19 protein-coding genes are annotated in these 18,349 nt (G+C 33.4%); 8 read left to right on the top strand and 11 right to left on the bottom strand.

Annotation, left to right across the window (positions count from 1 at the left end; genetic code table 11):
* The 8 genes from EV143_RS16485 to hisS all read right to left on the bottom strand — a co-directional run.
* The coding region (locus EV143_RS16485; protein WP_133509075.1) for an alpha/beta hydrolase at window positions 1–811 on the bottom strand (811 nt) is incomplete at its 3' end.
* 23 nt (window positions 812–834) lie between these two features.
* Window positions 835–1,500, bottom strand: a complete 666-nt coding sequence (locus EV143_RS16490) for a DEAD/DEAH box helicase (protein ID WP_133509027.1) — start codon at window positions 1,498–1,500, stop codon at window positions 835–837.
* 102 nt (window positions 1,501–1,602) lie between these two features.
* Entirely contained in the window at window positions 1,603–2,766 is a 1,164-nt protein-coding gene (locus EV143_RS16495; RefSeq protein WP_133509028.1) for a sigma-54-dependent transcriptional regulator, read from the bottom strand.
* A 200-nt stretch (window positions 2,767–2,966) separates the two neighbouring features.
* Entirely contained in the window at window positions 2,967–4,283 is a 1,317-nt protein-coding gene (locus tag EV143_RS16500; protein ID WP_133509029.1) for an ABC transporter permease, read from the bottom strand.
* A gap of 76 nt (window positions 4,284–4,359) precedes the next feature.
* Window positions 4,360–5,286: an ABC transporter ATP-binding protein gene (locus tag EV143_RS16505; RefSeq protein WP_133509030.1), complete on the bottom strand. Its 927-nt coding sequence runs from the start codon at window positions 5,284–5,286 to the stop codon at window positions 4,360–4,362.
* Between the two features lie 163 nt (window positions 5,287–5,449).
* Entirely contained in the window at window positions 5,450–6,559 is a 1,110-nt protein-coding gene (gene dnaJ, locus EV143_RS16510; protein ID WP_133509031.1) for a molecular chaperone DnaJ, read from the bottom strand.
* A 76-nt stretch (window positions 6,560–6,635) separates the two neighbouring features.
* A complete protein-coding gene (locus tag EV143_RS16515) occupies window positions 6,636–7,214 on the bottom strand; it encodes a nucleotide exchange factor GrpE (RefSeq protein WP_133509032.1) in 579 nt (192 codons plus the stop codon).
* Between the two features lie 449 nt (window positions 7,215–7,663).
* Complete coding sequence (hisS, locus tag EV143_RS16520) at window positions 7,664–9,091, bottom strand: histidine--tRNA ligase (RefSeq protein WP_133509033.1); 1,428 nt, start codon at window positions 9,089–9,091, stop codon at window positions 7,664–7,666.
* Between the two features lie 180 nt (window positions 9,092–9,271).
* Here hisS and EV143_RS16525 point away from each other — a divergent pair, with 180 nt between their 5' ends.
* The gene (locus EV143_RS16525; protein WP_133509034.1) at window positions 9,272–10,516 is read left to right on the top strand and encodes an ABC transporter permease; all 1,245 of its coding nucleotides are present in this window, start codon (window positions 9,272–9,274) and stop codon (window positions 10,514–10,516) included.
* Between the two features lie 59 nt (window positions 10,517–10,575).
* Here EV143_RS16525 and prmC read toward each other — a convergent pair whose 3' ends face one another.
* Both prmC and EV143_RS16535 read right to left on the bottom strand, forming a co-directional pair.
* The gene (gene prmC, locus EV143_RS16530) at window positions 10,576–11,442 is read right to left on the bottom strand and encodes a peptide chain release factor N(5)-glutamine methyltransferase (protein WP_133509036.1); all 867 of its coding nucleotides are present in this window, start codon (window positions 11,440–11,442) and stop codon (window positions 10,576–10,578) included.
* Between the two features lie 80 nt (window positions 11,443–11,522).
* Complete coding sequence (locus EV143_RS16535; protein ID WP_133509037.1) at window positions 11,523–12,008, bottom strand: GNAT family N-acetyltransferase; 486 nt, start codon at window positions 12,006–12,008, stop codon at window positions 11,523–11,525.
* Between the two features lie 117 nt (window positions 12,009–12,125).
* On the opposite strand from EV143_RS16535, the gene ribD reads away from it, so the two are divergent.
* From ribD to EV143_RS16550, 3 genes are all read left to right on the top strand, one after another.
* On the top strand, window positions 12,126–13,175 hold the full coding sequence (gene ribD, locus EV143_RS16540) for a bifunctional diaminohydroxyphosphoribosylaminopyrimidine deaminase/5-amino-6-(5-phosphoribosylamino)uracil reductase RibD (RefSeq protein WP_133509039.1): 1,050 nt from the start codon (window positions 12,126–12,128) through the stop codon (window positions 13,173–13,175).
* On the top strand, window positions 13,168–13,770 hold the full coding sequence (locus tag EV143_RS16545) for an HAD family hydrolase (RefSeq protein ID WP_133509040.1): 603 nt from the start codon (window positions 13,168–13,170) through the stop codon (window positions 13,768–13,770). The genes ribD and EV143_RS16545 overlap by 8 nt, the downstream gene beginning before the upstream one ends.
* A 147-nt stretch (window positions 13,771–13,917) precedes the next feature.
* Entirely contained in the window at window positions 13,918–14,550 is a 633-nt protein-coding gene (locus EV143_RS16550; RefSeq protein ID WP_133509041.1) for an IMPACT family protein, read from the top strand.
* Between the two features lie 31 nt (window positions 14,551–14,581).
* On the opposite strand, the gene EV143_RS16555 is transcribed toward EV143_RS16550, so the two are convergent.
* The gene (locus EV143_RS16555) at window positions 14,582–14,986 is read right to left on the bottom strand and encodes an acyl-CoA thioesterase (RefSeq protein ID WP_133509042.1); all 405 of its coding nucleotides are present in this window, start codon (window positions 14,984–14,986) and stop codon (window positions 14,582–14,584) included.
* A gap of 186 nt (window positions 14,987–15,172) precedes the next feature.
* On the opposite strand from EV143_RS16555, the gene dnaA reads away from it, so the two are divergent.
* From dnaA to EV143_RS16575, 4 genes are all read left to right on the top strand, one after another.
* Window positions 15,173–16,600 carry a chromosomal replication initiator protein DnaA gene (dnaA, locus tag EV143_RS16560; protein ID WP_133509044.1) on the top strand — a complete coding sequence of 476 codons (1,428 nt, stop codon included), beginning with the start codon at window positions 15,173–15,175 and terminating at the stop codon, window positions 16,598–16,600.
* A 16-nt stretch (window positions 16,601–16,616) separates the two neighbouring features.
* Window positions 16,617–17,084: a low molecular weight protein-tyrosine-phosphatase gene (locus EV143_RS16565; RefSeq protein WP_133509045.1), complete on the top strand. Its 468-nt coding sequence runs from the start codon at window positions 16,617–16,619 to the stop codon at window positions 17,082–17,084.
* Between the two features lie 68 nt (window positions 17,085–17,152).
* A complete protein-coding gene (locus tag EV143_RS16570; protein ID WP_133509046.1) occupies window positions 17,153–17,866 on the top strand; it encodes an SAM-dependent methyltransferase in 714 nt (237 codons plus the stop codon).
* A 21-nt stretch (window positions 17,867–17,887) separates the two neighbouring features.
* Window positions 17,888–18,319: an energy transducer TonB gene (locus tag EV143_RS16575; protein WP_133509047.1), complete on the top strand. Its 432-nt coding sequence runs from the start codon at window positions 17,888–17,890 to the stop codon at window positions 18,317–18,319.
* The last annotated feature ends 30 nt before the right edge of the window (window positions 18,320–18,349 follow it).

An 18,349-nucleotide genomic window follows, 5' to 3' on the forward strand; every position in this document is an offset into this window, starting at 1 on the left:
CTAAAATATCCTTTAAATGATTCTGAAAATCCTCATTCTCATTTACACCAATATGATCCTGATTTTTTAAGGGATAATAATGACTATTCTCCTTCAATAATTTACTTAATCGAACGGAATTTTTATAAGGAATTAATTGATCCTGCATTCCGTGAAAAATATAAATTGGCGCATTAATTTTAGGCAGATAATCATAAGTTTCTAAGCTGAATTTTTTCATGAAATCAGGAAAAAACGGAACTTTAGAACGCGATAATTCTGTAAAACTATAATAAGGCGCCTGAAGAATTAAAGCTTTTGGATGGTTTTTAGAAGCTAAAATTGTAGCCAATCCTGAACCAATTGAATATCCGGTGATAACAATTTTATTTTCAGGATATCGTTTGGTTAATGTTTTATATGCAACAGAAACATCTTTATTTAATTGTTCTTCATTTTCAATTTCGCCTTCGCTTTTACCAAAGCTTCTGTAATCTAAAATAAAAATATCGTAACCTAAACTGGTGTAAATTTTAGCAATTTTTCCCCAAGTTTCTAAAGTTCCCGCATTTCCGTGAAGGTAAAAAACCAATCCTTTAGAATTTTCTGCTTTGAATAATAATCCATTCAGATGAACTCCGTCAAACGAACGAATATTTAATTCTTCAAATTTCTGCTGGTACTCAAATTTATAATCTTTGGGAAGTCTGGCACTCTGAAAAACCATTCCGACCTGATTAAAATAGATATAGGAAACTACAAGCAAATAAATAACAACAAAAAAGCTGGCAAGAACTAACATCAAAAATTTAAGCGTTTTAATTATTTCCATTTAATTACGATTACTAAAGCAGATTATTCCTCTTCTTCGATATCGTCATCTTCTTCATCAAGTTCCTCATCTCCTTCTTCATCCATATCAAATATGTAAGGCTCTAACAGCATTTTATCTGCTAAAATCTCAATACGTTCTGTCAATGTTTCGGCAAAAATAATACGTTGTGTTTTTGGGATACTGTTTGAAATACGCATGATTTTGGTTTCGTGACGTAATTTCAAAATCGGATCTGCATCGTCCAGAATAAACATTTTTAAGCGGTTTACATTATAACCAGCGGTTGTAAACATATCGCTTAATTTATTGGGTGTCCCAATTAAAATGTCGATTCCGGTAGAAATATAGTTTTTATCATAATCCATATCGCCTTTGTCGTGTACGCCGTAAACTTCAAGATTGGTATATTTTCCGTATTTCGCAAAAAGTTCGACCATCTCTAATACTTTGGCTTTGTCTTCAACAAAAATTAAGGCACGTGGAGATTCTTCGGTCTGACCCGCCAATTGCTGAATTACATTCAATACAATTGTAGTCGATTTTCCGCTTCCCGTCGGAGAAAGAATAATACAATCCGAACCACTTTTTATGGTTGAGAAAGTTTCTTTTTGTAATACATTCGGTTCCGTTAAACCATTTTCGATTAAAGCGTCCTGTAACTTTTCGTTTATTTTTTTTAGTTTCATCTTTGTATGCTTTAAGCTTTAGGCAATACGCCATAAGCAAAAATTATTTTTAATTTTTAAAAGCCTAAAGCTTATAGCTTAAAGCCTATTGTGCGAAGCATCCTATTTGCTTGCGAACATTTTTACATCTGTTTCAGAAATTTCTGTTCCTCCTAAAATGATTAATCTTTCGACAACATTTCTAAGTTCACGAATGTTTCCTGTCCAATCGTATTCCTGCAATAATTTTATGGCTGGTTGCGAAAATACTTTGACAACATTTCCTTGTTCCGATGCGATTTTCTCTGCAAAGTGTCTTATTAAAGCCGGAATATCATCGCGTCTTTCATTCAATGGCGGAACTTTAATTAAAATTACAGCCAAACGATGGTATAAATCTTCACGGAAACGGCCTTCGGCAATTTCGGTTTTTAAATCTTTGTTGGTTGCAGCCACAACACGAACATCAACTTTTATATCTTTTTCAGCTCCAACTCTGGTAATCATACTTTCTTGTAAAGCGCGTAACACTTTGGCTTGCGCCGAAAGACTCATATCACCAATTTCATCTAAGAAAATAGTTCCTTTATCTGCCGCCTCAAACTTTCCTGCGCGATCTTTAACTGCCGATGTAAAAGCACCTTTGACGTGACCAAATAATTCACTTTCTATTAATTCACTCGGAATTGCAGCGCAGTTTACTTCAATTAAAGGAAAATTAGCACGCTCGCTTTTTTCATGCAATTGATGCGCAACTAATTCTTTTCCGGTTCCGTTTGGTCCTGTAATTAAAACTCTGGCTTCGGTTTGGGCAACTTTATCAATCATTAATTTTATATGATTAATAGCTTCGCTTTCGCCAACCATTTCGTAGTTTTTGCTAACTTTTTTCTTCAGAATTTTATTTTCAACTACAAGTTGTTTTTTATCTAAAGCATTACGAACAGTATTCAATAAACGATTTAAATCCGGCGGTTTTGAGATATAATCAAAAGCTCCCAAACGCATGGTATGAATAGCGGTTTCCATATCACCGTGACCTGAGATCATTACCATCGGAATTTCCGGTTTTATTTTTTTTACTTCTTCTAAAACCTCAACACCGTCCATTTTTGGCATTTTGATATCGCACAAAACCAAATCGTAATCATTGTTTTTTATTTTTTCAAGACCTGCAACACCATCTTCTGCTTCATCGACTTGATAAGTATCATTTTCTTCTGATAAAATTTTTACCAAAACTCTGCGAATCGATGCTTCGTCTTCTATAATTAGTATTTTACTCATTCTTTTTAAGGTTCAAAGTTGCAAAGGTTCAGAGGTACAAAGTTTAAAATCTTTATTGTTTTGTAGCTCTTCTCTTTATTGTTTATTATTTTTAATTCTTAGTTTAATTTGCAAAGTTCCTTCTGTTTTAAGTTCCAAATATTCAGATATTCAAAAAAACCTCTGGACCTTTGTATCTCTGAACCTTTGCACCTCTAAAACTAATATTTAAGCCATCTATACAATTCTTTCCAGGTTGGTTTTTTGCCGTACATTAAAATACCTACACGGTAAATTTTGGCTGCGAACCAAACTACAAGGAAAAAGGTAGCAAACAATAATGATACCGAAATTGCGATTTGCCACCACGGTACTCCAAACGGAATACGCATTAACATTACGATTGGCGATGTAAGCGGAATCATCGAAAACACAACTGCAACTGTTCCGTGTGGATCATTTACAACTGTGAAGAAACCAATATAAACACTTAAAATAAGTGGCATAATAATCGGCAAAAGAAATTGTTGAGAATCGGTTTGATTATCGACAGCTGCTCCAATTGCTGCGTAAAACGAACTGTACAAAAAGTATCCTCCAATAAAATAAACCACAAAACCAATTATAATACTGGCGATTGGCAGATTCCATAATTCGCTAATATACATTTGTGCTGATCCCGAAAATTCTTGTTGTGCCGAATGCATTAATTCTGGTGGAATTTTAGCTGTTGGACCGACGTTCACTCCAAAAAATGCTGAAGCTGCAAACATTAATCCCAAACCAATTATAGCCCAAATTACAAATTGAAGCAATCCCGCAAGCGAAGTTCCGATGATTTTACCAATCATTAACTGAAATGGTTTTACCGACGAAATAATGATTTCGATGATTCGATTGGTTTTTTCTTCGATGACACTTCGCATTACCATGTTTCCGTAAATGATAATGAACATCATAATTAAATAACCAAAAGCACCGCCAATCCCGATTTTGATCTCATTTAAGCCCTTTAAACTTTCTTCTCCCGAGGCTTTAACCAAATGAATATTGACCTCTGATTGCGCTTTTTGAATCGCAAGAGTATCCAGTTTTGCTTTTTCGAGATTGAGTTTTGTTATTTTTGTTCCGATGACATTCTGCGTATTTTCTATAAAAGCAATACTTGGACTATTATTGGAAATAAACTCTATTTTACTTTCTAAATCTTTTAAATTTTCTGTTTTTGGAATTACGATTAAACCTGTAAAATTTTCTTTTGTAATACTGTCTTTTAACGCTTTTACACCGATTTCAGATAAATTTAGATATCTAAATTCTGCGCCATATTTATTTTCCTTTAAAAAATCAGCTGCAAACAAACCCGTTTCGTCATGAATCGCAATTCGTTTTGTATCAGCTTTCATCGAACTCAAATAACCAATAAATCCGGCAATTGCCACAAACAGCAACGGACTTAAAAAAGTCATGACAACAAAAGACTTATTGCGGACTTTTGCAATGAATTCTCTTTTTATAATCAACGAAATGATGCTCATTATTTATTTTAGATTTTAGATTGTTGATTTTAGATTGTTGATTTAGATTTTAGTTCTTCACTCTAAAATCTAAAATCTAAACTTTTTCAGTTACTGTTTGAATAAAAATATCGTTTACACTTGGTATTTTTTCTACGAAATGGGTTACTTGTCCTCTTTGTGTTAAAAGATGTAATAACTCATTTGGTGTTGCGTTTCCTATCTGAATATTTAATTTTAAATCATCGTTTAGTGATTTAAAATTTGCTGGCGAAACGGTAAACTTCTGGGTAATATCATACATCAAACCTTCAACATTATTTGTCAGAATTCCAACTTCAAAACTGTTGGTTTTAAATTGGCGTTTTACATCGCTTAGTTTTCCTTCAATTAATTTATTCGATTTATGAATTAAGGCAATATGATCACAAAGCTCTTCAACACTTTCCATTCTGTGAGTCGAAAAGATAATTGTCGCGCCTTGCTCTCTCAATGCCAAAATCTCATCTTTAATAACATTTGCATTTACAGGATCAAATCCGGAAAAAGGCTCATCAAAAATTAGCAATTTTGGTTTATGCAGTACGCAAACCACAAACTGAATTTTTTGCGCCATTCCTTTAGAAAGTTCCTGAATTTTCTTGTTCCACCAACCCTGGATTCCCAAACGATCAAACCAATATTCTAATTGCACTTTTGCTTCCGCTTTAGAAAGTCCTTTCATTTGTGCCAGATACAAACATTGCTCTCCCACTTTCATAGAAGTATACAAACCTCTTTCCTCGGGAAGATAACCAATTGTCTGCACGTGTTTTTGCTGCAATTTTTCGCCATCAAGAATTACTTCGCCGCTATCTGGCAATGTAATTTGATTTATGATTCGGATAAGAGAAGTTTTTCCAGCTCCATTCGGACCCAATAGTCCGTAAATACTACCTTTTGGTACATTTAATGAAACTTCGTTAAGCGCTACATAATCACCGTATTGTTTTACGACTTTATGTACTTCGAGTAAGTTGCTCATGCTGTTTTTAGAATTTTCTGCGTCAGTTTGACCATTGTGGTTAACGGCCTGTAAAAGTAAATAATTAGAAGCGAATCTGCGTAATAATACGCAAAAAACCCATCCTAAATTTGCATTAGAATGGGTTTTTATAATTATTTATCCCTTTTAGAAAAAGTTTAGCTTATGAAAACATATCTTTTACTTTTTCAAAAAATGATTTTTCTGATTTTTCAGGACTCGGAATAAAGTGTTCGTCGTTTAAAGCATTTTCAAAAAACTGTTTTTGTTCTTTGTTTAATGTTTTTGGAGTCCAAACATTTACATGAACAAGTAAATCTCCGCTTCCGTAACCGTTTATACTTGGAATACCTTTCCCTTTTAATCTTAATATTTTTCCGGACTGAATTCCTTCTTCCAGTTTGATACGAACTTTTCCGTTGATCGCTTCAATATCTTTAGAAACTCCTAAAACGGCTTCAGGGAAACTGATATACAAATCAAAATGTATATTTTCTCCTTCACGTTTCAGAAATTCGTGTTCTAATTCTTCAATAGCAACAATTAAATCTCCCGGTACACTATTTCCCGGAGCATCGTTTCCTTTGTTAGAAACTTTCAATTGCATTCCGTCAACAACTCCAGCTGGAATTTTGATAGAAACTGTTTCGTCTTCAACCACCATTCCCTGAGCATCAGCTTCAGAAGGTCTTTTATCAAGAATTTGTCCAGAACCACCACAAGTAGGGCAAGTTGATGCAGATTGCATTCTTCCCAAAATTGTGTTTGTTACACGCATTACCTGTCCCTGACCATTACAAGTCGAACATGTTTTGTAAGTAACACCTTTAGCCTGAACTTTACGTTTTACTTTTACTTTTTTCTCAACACCATTTGCAATTTCGTCTAAAGTCAATTTTACTTTGATTCGAAGATTGCTTCCTTTAGCGCGACGAGGACCGCCTCCGCCTCCACCGAATCCACCAAATCCTCCACCAAAAATATCACCAAACTGGCTGAAAATGTCATCCATATTCATACCGCCGTGACCTCCGCCAAATCCGCCAGAACCATCAAAAGCCTGATGCCCGTATTGGTCGTATTTTGCTTTTTTGTTAGGATCGCTTAAAACTTCATACGCTTCTGCCGCAAGTTTAAAGTTTTCTTCTGCCTCTTTGTCGCCTGGATTTTTATCCGGGTGATATTTAAGCGCACTTTTTCGGTAAGCTTTTTTAATTTCGGCAGCGTCAGCATTTTTTGAAATGCCTAATATTTCGTAAAAATCTTTTTTCATAATAAGGTTAAATTACAAATCTGAAATTCCAAAATCCAATTTTTAAATTGTCCTTTAAAATTTCTGCTTGCTTTTATTAGTTACCGATAACTACTTTAGGGAAACGAATAATTTTGTCTCCTAATTTGTATCCTTTTTCTATAACATCAACAATTTTCCCTTTCATTTTGTCAGACGGTGCTGGAATTTGGGTAATTGCTTCAGCAAAATCTGCATTAAAAGCATCGCCTGCTCTTACTTCAACTTGCTCTAAACCTTTAGATACCAAAGTACTTTTTAATTTTTCGTGAATCAACTCCACTCCTTTTTTCAAATTCTCATCATCAGATTTGTTGATTTCTACAGTTGCTCTGTCAAAATCATCTAAAACAGGAAGCATTGCTAACAAAACTTCTTGGTTTGCTGTTTTAAACAAATCCATACGCTCTTTTGAAGTTCTTTTTTTATAATTTTCAAATTCGGCAAATAATCTCAAAAACTTATCTTTTTCTTTTGCCAAGTCTTGAGCCAATTGCTCTTCAACACTTAATTCTTCAACAATTAATTGCTCACCGTTGGCGTTCGTTTCTAACGTTACATCATCTAATTCCTGATCGAATTCTGTATTTTCCGTAGTCATATTATTTGTATTTTTAAAAATATTCTTAAACTTCATTTTCAATTCTTTCTTTTGGATTGCAAAAGTACTGCCAAATCTTTTAAAATGTCAAATTGTCACTCTATTAAAATCCAGTGTTTTAAATTTAATTTTTGTAAGATAAAAAATTAGTATAATTTTAAGACTATTACGTTTTAGTTTGTACTAAATTTGAGGCATCAATATATAAAATAAATTATTGCCTATCAAAATTGAATTTAAGGGTTTGGCCTCGGCCTTATAAATAATTATTAATTCAAGTTTACCTTATATTAAAAAAAGCTTCGCCTATTTCAGACGAAGCTTTTTTTTGTTCATTTCTCTTTGCCGCTAATTTTTCACGCAGATTTAAAAAAGATTTAAGCAGATATACGCAAATCATTAATAATTAAATCTTTCCAAATCTGCTTAAATCTGTAGAATCTGCGTGAAAAAAATATTTTAATCTTTAAAATCTGTGGCAAAACTTACGCCAGCAAAGCCTTTTTCAATCCTTCAAAATCAACAGAAACCTGCTCTCCTGAAACTAAGTTTTTAAGTGAATAGGAATTAGTCGCAATTTCCTGGTCTCCGGCAATTACTGCAAACGGAATCAAACGCTTATCTGCATATTGAAATTGTTTTCCAACTTTTACATTATCCGGATACAATTCCACTTTTATATTTTCTTTTCTCAATTTCTGAATCGCTTGCGAAGCGTATAAAGCTTCAGCATCTCCGTAATTGATAAACAATGCCTTTGATGTTGCTGAAACGGTTTCAGGAAACAATTGTAATTCTTCTAAAACTAAATAAATACGATCTAAACCGAAAGAAATTCCAACGCCGCTCATATTCTTCAAACCGAAAATACCAGTCAAATCATCGTATCTTCCGCCTCCGCCAATAGACCCCATCGAAACGGTTTTTGGCGCTGCTACTTCAAAAATAGCTCCGGTGTAATAATTTAAACCACGAGCCAGTGTTACATCAAGATCTAGAGTCGCTGTTGCCAAACCTAAAGTTGCCACATTGTCACAAATAAACTTCAATTCTTCAACACCTTTCATTCCTTCTTCTGATGAAGCTAATAATGAAGAAAGCTGATTGATTTTATCTGCAAAAGTTCCTGTAAAATTAAAAAGCGGCTGTACTTTTACCAATGCTTCTTCAGGAATACCTTTTTCGATCATTTCTTTTTTAACACCGTCTTCGCCAATCTTATCCAGTTTATCCAGAGCAACCGTAAAATCTATTAATTTATCTGATGCTCCGATAACTTCTGCAATTCCGGATAATATTTTTCTATTATTGATTTTAATCGTAACACCTTCTAAACCTAATGAAGTAAAAACGGTATCATACAATTGAACCAATTCTATTTCCTGCCAAAGCGATTTTGAACCTACAACATCAGCATCACATTGAAAAAATTCTCTGTAACGACCTCTTTGTGGTCTGTCTGCTCTCCAAACGGGTTGAATTTGATATCTTTTAAATGGAAATTCAATTTCATTTTGGTGTTGCACTACATATCTCGCAAACGGCACTGTCAAGTCGTAACGCAATGCTTTTTCTGAAATTTTTCCGGTAAATTTATTCAGTTCAATTCTTTGATTCAAATCAATTGTTTCTGCAGAATTAACTTGTAGGGATTCTATAGATTCCGGTAATTCAATTTTATTTTTATTGAAGAAAAAATTACCAGAGTTTAATATTTTAAAAATCAAACGGTCACCTTCTTCTCCGTATTTCCCCATTAAGGTATCTGAATTCTCAAACGAAGGAGTCTCGATTGGCTGGAAACCAAATTTCTCAAAATTATTTTTTATGGTTTGAATTATATATTGACGTTTTGACACCTCTGCAGGCGAAAAATCTCTTGTTCCTTGTGGTATGCTTGGTTTTGAAGCCATCTTATTTATTTTAGATTGTTGATTTTATATTGTTGATTCTTTTGAAACCTTACATCTAAATTCATTGACATTATTTTCTTTTATTTTTAACCGACTGCAAATATCTTATTTTTTAAAATAAATTAGGGCAGTTCGAAAACAAACTTGTAACAAAAAACGTATTTTCGTGTCAAATTGGTCATGATGCTAAAATTATTTAAAGAAAATATCCGAATTGCTTTTGGTTCTATCAAAACACAATTGCTGCGTACGATTCTTACTGTATTAATCATCGCTATCGGGATTACGGCTTTGGTTGGGATTCTTACGGTTGTAACGGCGCTTGAAAATACGGTTTCGACTAATTTTGCATCGATGGGCGCGAATACTTTCAACATCAATCAATACGAAAATAACGTTAAAAACCGCGGAGGAAACGAACGTGAAATTGTAAATCCGATTATTTCGTATCCAGAAGCAGTTGCTTTCAAAAATAAATTCAAATATCCTTTTACCGAAACTTCACTTTCTTTTACCGCAACATCAACTGCCGAAGTGAAATATTTAGACAAAAAAACCGATCCCGAAATTAAAATTCTAGGCGTTGACGAACATTTTATTTCGAATTCTGGTTTAGAAATTAGTTTAGGCCGCAGTTTTAATCAATTTGATATTGACAATAATACGTATTCCTGCGTTGTAGGATCTGACTTTGAAAAAGGTTTATTAAAAGATTTAAATCCGATTGATAAAGTGATTTCAATTCGAGGCGCCCGTTTTAAAGTAATCGGCGTTTTAAAAGAAAAAGGATCTACTTTTGGCAACAGTCAGGATTTACGTGTTTTGATTCCTATTCAGGTGGCACGTTCCCTATTTACTGCTCCTAATATCAATTATACCATGAGTGTTATGGTTTCTAAAAAAGAACTTTTAGATGAAGCTGTTGATAACGCCACAAGTACGATGCGTCGCGTTCGTAAATTGAGCCCCGTTCGTGACAATAATTTTGGTATTGGCCGAAGCGACGATTTAATTAATAAAATTCTCGGAATTACGCAATATCTTGGTTGGGCGGCCTGGATTATTAGTGTTATTACCATTTTAGGATCATCAATTGCTTTGATGAATATTATGATTGTATCGGTTACAGAACGTACGCGAGAAATTGGTGTTCGTAAGGCACTCGGCGCAACAAAAGTCACAATTTCAGTTCAGTTTTTTATCGAAACTTTATTGATTGGGCAAATTGGCGGTTTGGTCGGAATTGTATTGGGAATTCTGGTTGGTGCTGGATTTGCATCTATAATGAACTTTTCCTTTGTAATTCCGTGGATGGCAATTTTTGCTGCTTTTGCAACCAGTTTTGCTGTCGCTATTGTGTCGGGTTTATATCCGGCAATAAAAGCTTCTCAACTAGATCCTATTGAAGCTTTGCGTTATGAATAATTGATGAGTTTACTTCAAAGTTTAAAACCTTAAAAGTATTTCTTATGTAAATTCTAAACCTACAAGGTTGTAGAAAACTTGCAGGAAATCATACGGTCATTATCGTAAATATCTTTTCGAAGATCGATATTTATAAAATCCATTTTCCCCAGTAAATCAATCATTTCTTTTCCTAAATATTGATTGATTTCAAAATATAATTGCCCGTTTTCAAGAAGATTATTTTGAGCTAAAGAAGCTATTTTTCTGTAAAAAACCAAAGCATCGTTATCATCTACAAAAAGCGCCAGGTGCGGTTCATAATTTAAAACATTCTTTTTGATTTCTACTTTTTCTAAATTTCTCACATAAGGCGGATTCGAAACTATAACATCAAATTTGCATTTTAATTCATCGGTTGCTAAAATGTCCTGAAATATAAAAGTAACATCGACATTATTGTTTATGGCATTTCTTCTGGCTGTATCCAGCGCCTTTTTAGAAACATCAATCGCATAAACTTCTGCATTGGGCAGGTTTTTGGCCAGGGTAATTGCAATACAGCCGCTGCCGGTTCCGATATCAATGATTTTTATCTTTTTAGATTTATCAGAATTTTTATTTTCATTGATAATCCATTCTACCAATTCTTCTGTTTCCGGTCTCGGAATTAAAACATTATCATTTACTTCAAAATACAAACCGTAAAAATTTGTTTTTCCGAGTAAATACTGAATTGGTACTTCTTTTTTTAATTGTTCGAGAATAGAATCCCAATATACAAAATCAGCTTTCTCAAACGTTAATTCATGATTCAAAGCTAGATCAATTTGTCTTAATTTATGCTTGTCTTCTAATATCAAATAAAAAAAACTCTCCGCTTCGTACGCATCGTAAAAAGGAGACAATTCCTGGATAAATTGTGTACGATATTGTTTGATTTTCATGTGAGATTTGAGTATTAATTTTTAGCTAAGACTAATTCTATTCCATAAGTAGTACAAACCAAAATTTGTTACAATTCGGTTTATAAAACTTTCAACATCCAGACAGGGCAAGAATTATGCCCAGTACAACCCATTGGAGCATCTAAATACTCAAAACCTGATTTTACATATAATTTTTGAGCCGCGTGCATGAACGGCATCGTTTCAATATAACATTTTTCAAAACCAAAAGCCTTTGCTTCATTAAGACATTTTTCCATCATTTCAGAACCAATTCCTAAACCGCGGGTTTCTGGCAAAAAATACATTTTTTGTAATTCACAAATAGCCTGATCTCCGTTTTCTAAAGGTGCTATTCCGGCAGAACCTACAATTCTCCCTTCAGTTTCAACTACAAAATAAACCGATTTTGGTTTATTGTACTCTTCAAACATTAAATCTAGATACGGATCTGCGTAAGCTGTGCCTACTTTTGGAATTTCCATTTCGTCGAAAACCGATCGTATTAATTGGGCAACTGCCTGATTGTCTTCTTTTTTAATTCTTCTGATAATCCAATTTTCCATATTTCGCTATTATTCTAAATATAACTACAAAAGTAAAAATACTTTTCCGATTGTATCATAACTAATTGGATTGTTTCAGAACTAAAACGTAAACCCAAAAATAACTACTTTTGTAACGTGAATAAACATGATAAATATATAAGACGTTGCATAGAATTAGCACAAAATGGTTTTGGAACTACTTATCCGAACCCAATGGTTGGCAGTGTAATTGTTTACGATGATAAAATTATTGGCGAAGGCTGGCACAAAAAAGCCGGAGAACCTCATGCGGAAGTAAATGCGATTCGATCTGTAAAAGATAAATCGCTATTAAAAAAAGCTACTATTTATGTGAGCTTAGAACCTTGCAGCCATTTTGGGAAAACGCCTCCGTGCTGTGATTTGATTATTGCAAACGAAATTCCGAATGTGGTTGTTGGTACAGTTGATCCGAACGAAAAAGTAGCTGGAAATGGCATAAAAAAATTAATTGCTGCCGGAGCAAATGTTGTCGTTGGCGTTTTAGAAGATGAATGTAACGAACTCAATAAACGCTTTTTTACTTTTCATCAAAAAAAGAGACCTTATATTATATTAAAATGGGCTGAAAGTCTGGACGGATTTTTAGCGCCTGAAAAAGATATTAATCAAGATAGAAAACCTATTTGGATTACTAATACTTATTCGAGACAATTAGTTCATAAATGGAGAAGTGAAGAACAGGCAATTTTGGTTGGTACTCAAACCGTTATTGATGACAATCCGAAATTGAACGTTCGTGATTGGTCAGGAAATAATCCCGTTAGAGTTGTGTTAGATCAGAATAACCGAATCTCAAGAGATAGCCGTATTTTTGATGACAGTGTAAAAACGCTTGTATTTACAAAATCTGAAATTAGCTTTTCGGCAGAAAACACTACCTTTGAAGTAATTGATTTTAATCAAAACATACTACCACAGATTTTGGAAGTTTTGCATCAAAATCAGATTCAGTCTATTATTATAGAAGGCGGTTTACAGACTCTACAATCTTTTATAGATCAAAATATTTGGGATGAAGCCCGCATTTTTATTGGAAAATCTATTTTTGGAAATGGAACAAAAGCGCCACTTCTGCAAAAGAAAAATGCAACGAAAGCTTTTATTCAAAATGATGAATTAATAAATGTTAGAAATTATGATTGATACTATAATTTTTGATTTTGGAGATATTTTTATCAATTTAGATAAGCAAGCTACGATTTCAGGATTTCAGAAGTTAGGCCTGAAAGAATGGACTTCAGAACTGGATCGTTTAAATCTTTTATTTGAAACCGGAGATATTTCGCATGATGAGTTTCTGGCAGGTTTTCAAAAAGAACTTCCAAATGCTTCTGTAGAAGAAATTCTTGCAGCCTGGAATGCTATTTTAGCTGACTTTCCTTTATATCGATTAGAGTTTCTGCAAATGCTTTCTAAAAAATACCGATTATTTTTATTGAGTAATACTGATTCTATTCATATTGAAACCTTCGAAAACAAGAGCGGTATTTCATTTTACAGCGATTTTTACCAATGTTTTGAGAAAGTTTATTTTTCTTTTGAAATTGGGATGAGAAAACCAAATGCTGAAGTTTTTCAGTATTTAATTAAAAAACATGAATTATCTCCAAAACGCACTTTGTTTGTTGATGATAAAAAAGAAAACACAGATTCTGCTGCCGCATTAGGTTTCCATGTCTGGAATTTACAAGTTGGCCAGGAAGATGTTGTAGACTTATTTGACAAGAAAATAATTTAGCTCGTCTATCTTGCCACAGATTAAAATGATTTTTTTTCACGCAGATTCTGCAGATTTGAGCAGATTTTAATTTTTAATCTGCGGGATCAGCCTAAATCTTTTTAAATCTGCGTGAAAAACTTACTTATATAATTTAGAAATTTACTTTTGGAATACAACGATACTTACCAAACCATTGCATTTGAATCTGAAGAAATTCTTTTTAAGGAAAAAGGAAGCAAATTCTTTGGCTACGCATTTCCTATAGAAAGTGAAGACGCGGTAAAACCTATCATCGAAAACTTAAAGAAGCAACATCCGCACGCAGTACATTTTTGTTACGCCTATCAATTAGGTACAGCGCCAAAAATATCGTATCGCGCTAATGATGATGGCGAACCGAGTAATACGGCAGGCGCTCCTATTTATGGACAAATACAATCTTTTGGCCTAACAAACGTTATTGTAGTGGTCGTTCGGATTTTTGGCGGAGTTAAATTGGGTGTTGGCGGATTAATCGCTGCTTATAAAACTACTGCACAAATGACGCTCGAAGTTTGTGAAATTATCGAAAAAACAATCGACGTACATTTTTTAATCTCTTTTGATTATAAAAACATGAATAAAGTGATGCGCGTCATCAAAGAAAAAAAACTCGATATTGTTTCTCAGGAAATGGAAATTGATGAAGAATCAGGATTGCCAATTGGAAAAATCATGACAAAAACACGAAAAAAAAATGCCGAAATGATATTCGACATTTTTGATTTAATGTTTGAAATTGACATCAAAATTGTGTAAATTGGTATTAAAATCAAGTTCGTTTTAACAATTATTCAAGCGTTTTAAATAATTCTAAAATATAGTCTGGCGGTGCTGTTGGGCGACCTGTTTTTAACGAAATAAATACTAAAATAAACACCGCAGTTGTTAATAACTCATTCGCTTCATTATAGATTGCGCAGTCGAATTCAATCTTGACCGACGATTGACTTTTGAAAGTAGTATGAATCGTTAAGAGCTCATCATAACGCGCTGATTTTTTATAATTAACCTGCATCGAAACAATTGGTAGTCCAATTCCGCTTTCTTCCATACTTTTATAAGAAATCCCTTTGTTTCTAAGCCATTCCACGCGTCCTATCTCAAAATAAGGGATATAATTTCCGTGATAAACAACTCCCATTTGGTCTGTTTCTGAGTAACGAACACGCACTTGCGTTTGATGATTTTTCATTATTTATTGATTAAAAAAATTTAACTCTTAAAAGTTTCCTTACAACATTTTTTTATAAAATTAGAAGGCAAAATATTTTTTTTTACAGAATTTTGTTCACATATTTGTTATCCCGAAATACGGAATAAAATTGCTCCCTTTTTATTAGGAGAATCTTTATCAATAATAAAAAATTTATCTGAATCTATGACTAAAACTGCTCAATCGGTATGGGAAAACTGTTTGTCCTTTATAAAAGACAATATTCAAGATCAAGCCTACAAAACTTGGTTTGAACCAATCAAATCAGTTGAGCTAACCGACAACGCGTTATATATTCAAGTTCCAAGTAAATTTTTCTACGAATGGCTAGAAGAGCATTACGTTAAATTATTGAAAGTTGCGCTTACCAAAGAACTGGGAAAAAACGCAAAGTTACTCTATAAAATTAAAATGGAGAACACTTATGGTAATAAACAACCGTTTACTGAACAGTTGCCAAGTGCCAACAGAGTGCCAATGAAACCGCAAGAGGTTGACGCTCCGTTTAAAAACTTAAATCCCGAACTTAAAAATCCGTTTGTAATTCCCGGAATTAGAAATTTAAAAATTGAGTCTCAATTAAATGCGAACTATAGTTTTGACAATTTCCTTGAAGGAGATTCAAACCGTTTAGCCCGTTCTGCAGGTATGGCTGTTGCCAACAAACCTGGAGGAACATCATTTAATCCGTTATTGATTTTTGGTGGAGTTGGTTTAGGAAAAACACACTTAGCGCACGCTATTGGTGTTGAAGTAAAAGATAAATATCCTGAAAAAACGGTTTTATATATTTCTGCCGAAATTTTCACGCAACAATATATTGATTCGGTAAAAAAGAACAATCGTAATGATTTCATTCACTTTTACCAATTAATCGACGTTTTGATTATTGATGATGTTCAGTTTTTATCGGGAAAATCAGGAACTCAGGATGTATTCTTCCATATTTTTAATTATCTGCACCAAAACGGAAAACAGGTAATTTTAACTTCGGATAAAGCGCCTGTTGATATGCAGGATATTGAGCAGCGTTTATTGTCTCGTTTTAAATGGGGATTATCTGCTGAATTACATCAGCCAGATTACGAAACGCGTATTTCTATCTTAAAGAACATTCTTTATCGTGACGGTGTTGAAATACCGGAAGATATTATTGAATATGTGGCACGAAACATTAAAACAAATGTTCGTGAGCTTGAAGGTGCTATTATTTCGTTAATTGCTCAATCTTCTTTTAATAAAAAAGAAGTTACGATTGATTTGGCTAAAAGCGTTGTAGAGAAATTTGTTAAAAACGTAAAGAGAGAAATCTCTATCGATTATATTCAAAAAATTGTGTCAGATTATTTCCAGTTGGATATTGAAACCCTTCAATCTAAAACCAGAAAAAGGCACGTGGTTCAGGCGAGACAATTGGCCATGTTTTTTGCAAAGAAATTTACTAAAGCTTCTTTGGCAAATATTGGTTCACAAATTGGAGATCGCGATCATGCTACCGTATTGCACGCTTGTAAAACAGTCGACAATTTAGTTTCTACAGACAAACAATTCAAGAAATTTGTCGAAGACATCAACAAAAAATTAACGCTATAAACGCTAAACGCGAATCATGCCTGTAAAAATTTTAATGGTTTGTTTGGGAAACATTTGCAGATCGCCTTTAGCCGAAGGAATTTTAGCATCAAAATTACCCAAAGACCTTTTTATAGTTGATTCTGCCGGAACCGGATCCTGGCATGTAGGCCACTCTCCAGACAAACGTTCTATTGCCGTTGCCCAAAAAAATGGTTTATGTATTGATGGTCAAAAAGGAAGACAATTTCAAACTTCTGATTTTGATCAATTTGATTACATATATGTTATGGACAACTCCAATTATCGCGATGTACTTCATCTTGCCAAAACACCCGAACATAAAAACAAGGTTAATCTTATTTTGAACGAATTATTTCCGGATGAAAATGTAGATGTACCAGATCCTTATTTTGGTGTTTCTAACGGATTCGACAATGTATATCAAATGCTGAATGAAGCTACAGACATTCTCGCAAAAAAACTCATCGAAAAACATTCATAATCAACTCTTTTTCAATTATTAATATTAATTGGAAATTTTTGTTTTTTAAAATCTATAAAATAAATCACATGAAACTTTTAGGAAAATTATATTTAATTCCAACTACTATGGGCGAAAGCGATCCGATGGATGTTTTGCCGCAAACAGTAAAAAGAAACATTGATTTTATAGATCATTATATTGTTGAAAACGAAAAAACAGCCCGAAAATCAATAAAAGCAGTTTCTCCCGAGAAGAAGCAATCAGAACTTATTCTTTTTACTCTTAATAAACGCACAGAACCAAGCGAACATTTAGACTTCATCAAACCTTTGTTAGAAGGAAAAAATGTTGGTTTAATGAGCGAAGCCGGTTGTCCCGGAGTTGCTGATCCGGGCGCTGTAATTGTAAAATTGGCACACGAAAAAGGAATTCAGGTGGTGCCTTTGGTTGGGCCTTCTTCTATTTTATTAGCGATGATGGCTTCCGGAATGAACGGTCAGAGTTTTACTTTTAATGGTTATTTGCCAATTGATAAAGACGAGAAAAAATCGGCTTTAAAACATTTTGAAAAATTATCTCAGGATAAAAATCAATCTCAGATATTTATTGAGACACCTTATCGAAACAATAAATTAGTAGAAGATATTTTGCAGATTGTAAACCCTTCGACTCATCTTTGTATTGCAACAGATATTACTTTACCAACAGAATTCATTAAAACATTGCGAGTTGCTGACTGGAAGAAATTAAAAGTGGATTTACATAATCGACCGACGATTTTTATTATTCATAAAATGTAAAACTTAATTCCTACCATTATTATGAAGAAGTTTTTAATGCTAATTTTAATTTTTGCTGTTCAAAAAACATTTTCTCAAAAAGAAAATATGAAAATTTGCAAAACTCCAAAAATACATGAAGCTATTAATAATGATAAAAATAAGATTTATATCCCGATTGAATTAGAAATAAAACCGGAATTCCCCGGAGGCATCGTTAAATTTCATAAATTTATTACTGATAACTATAAAAAATCAAACAAGAAACCAACTCTGCAAGGAAAACTATTTGCTACCTTTATTATTGAAAAAGATGGCACTTTAAGTGATATAAAAATTGTTCAAGATATTGGTTTTGGCACTGGAGATGAACTAATAAGGATTTTAAAATTATCCGCTAAGTGGAAGCCTGGAAAACAAAAAAACAAAGAAGTTAGAACTCTGTATTCACTTGTTTTTACTATACCGCAATAAGACTTTAATTATCTTTTTCTCTCCTAATAC

Source organism: Flavobacterium chryseum (assembly GCF_004362015.1).
Taxonomy (GTDB): Bacteria; Bacteroidota; Bacteroidia; order Flavobacteriales; family Flavobacteriaceae; genus Flavobacterium.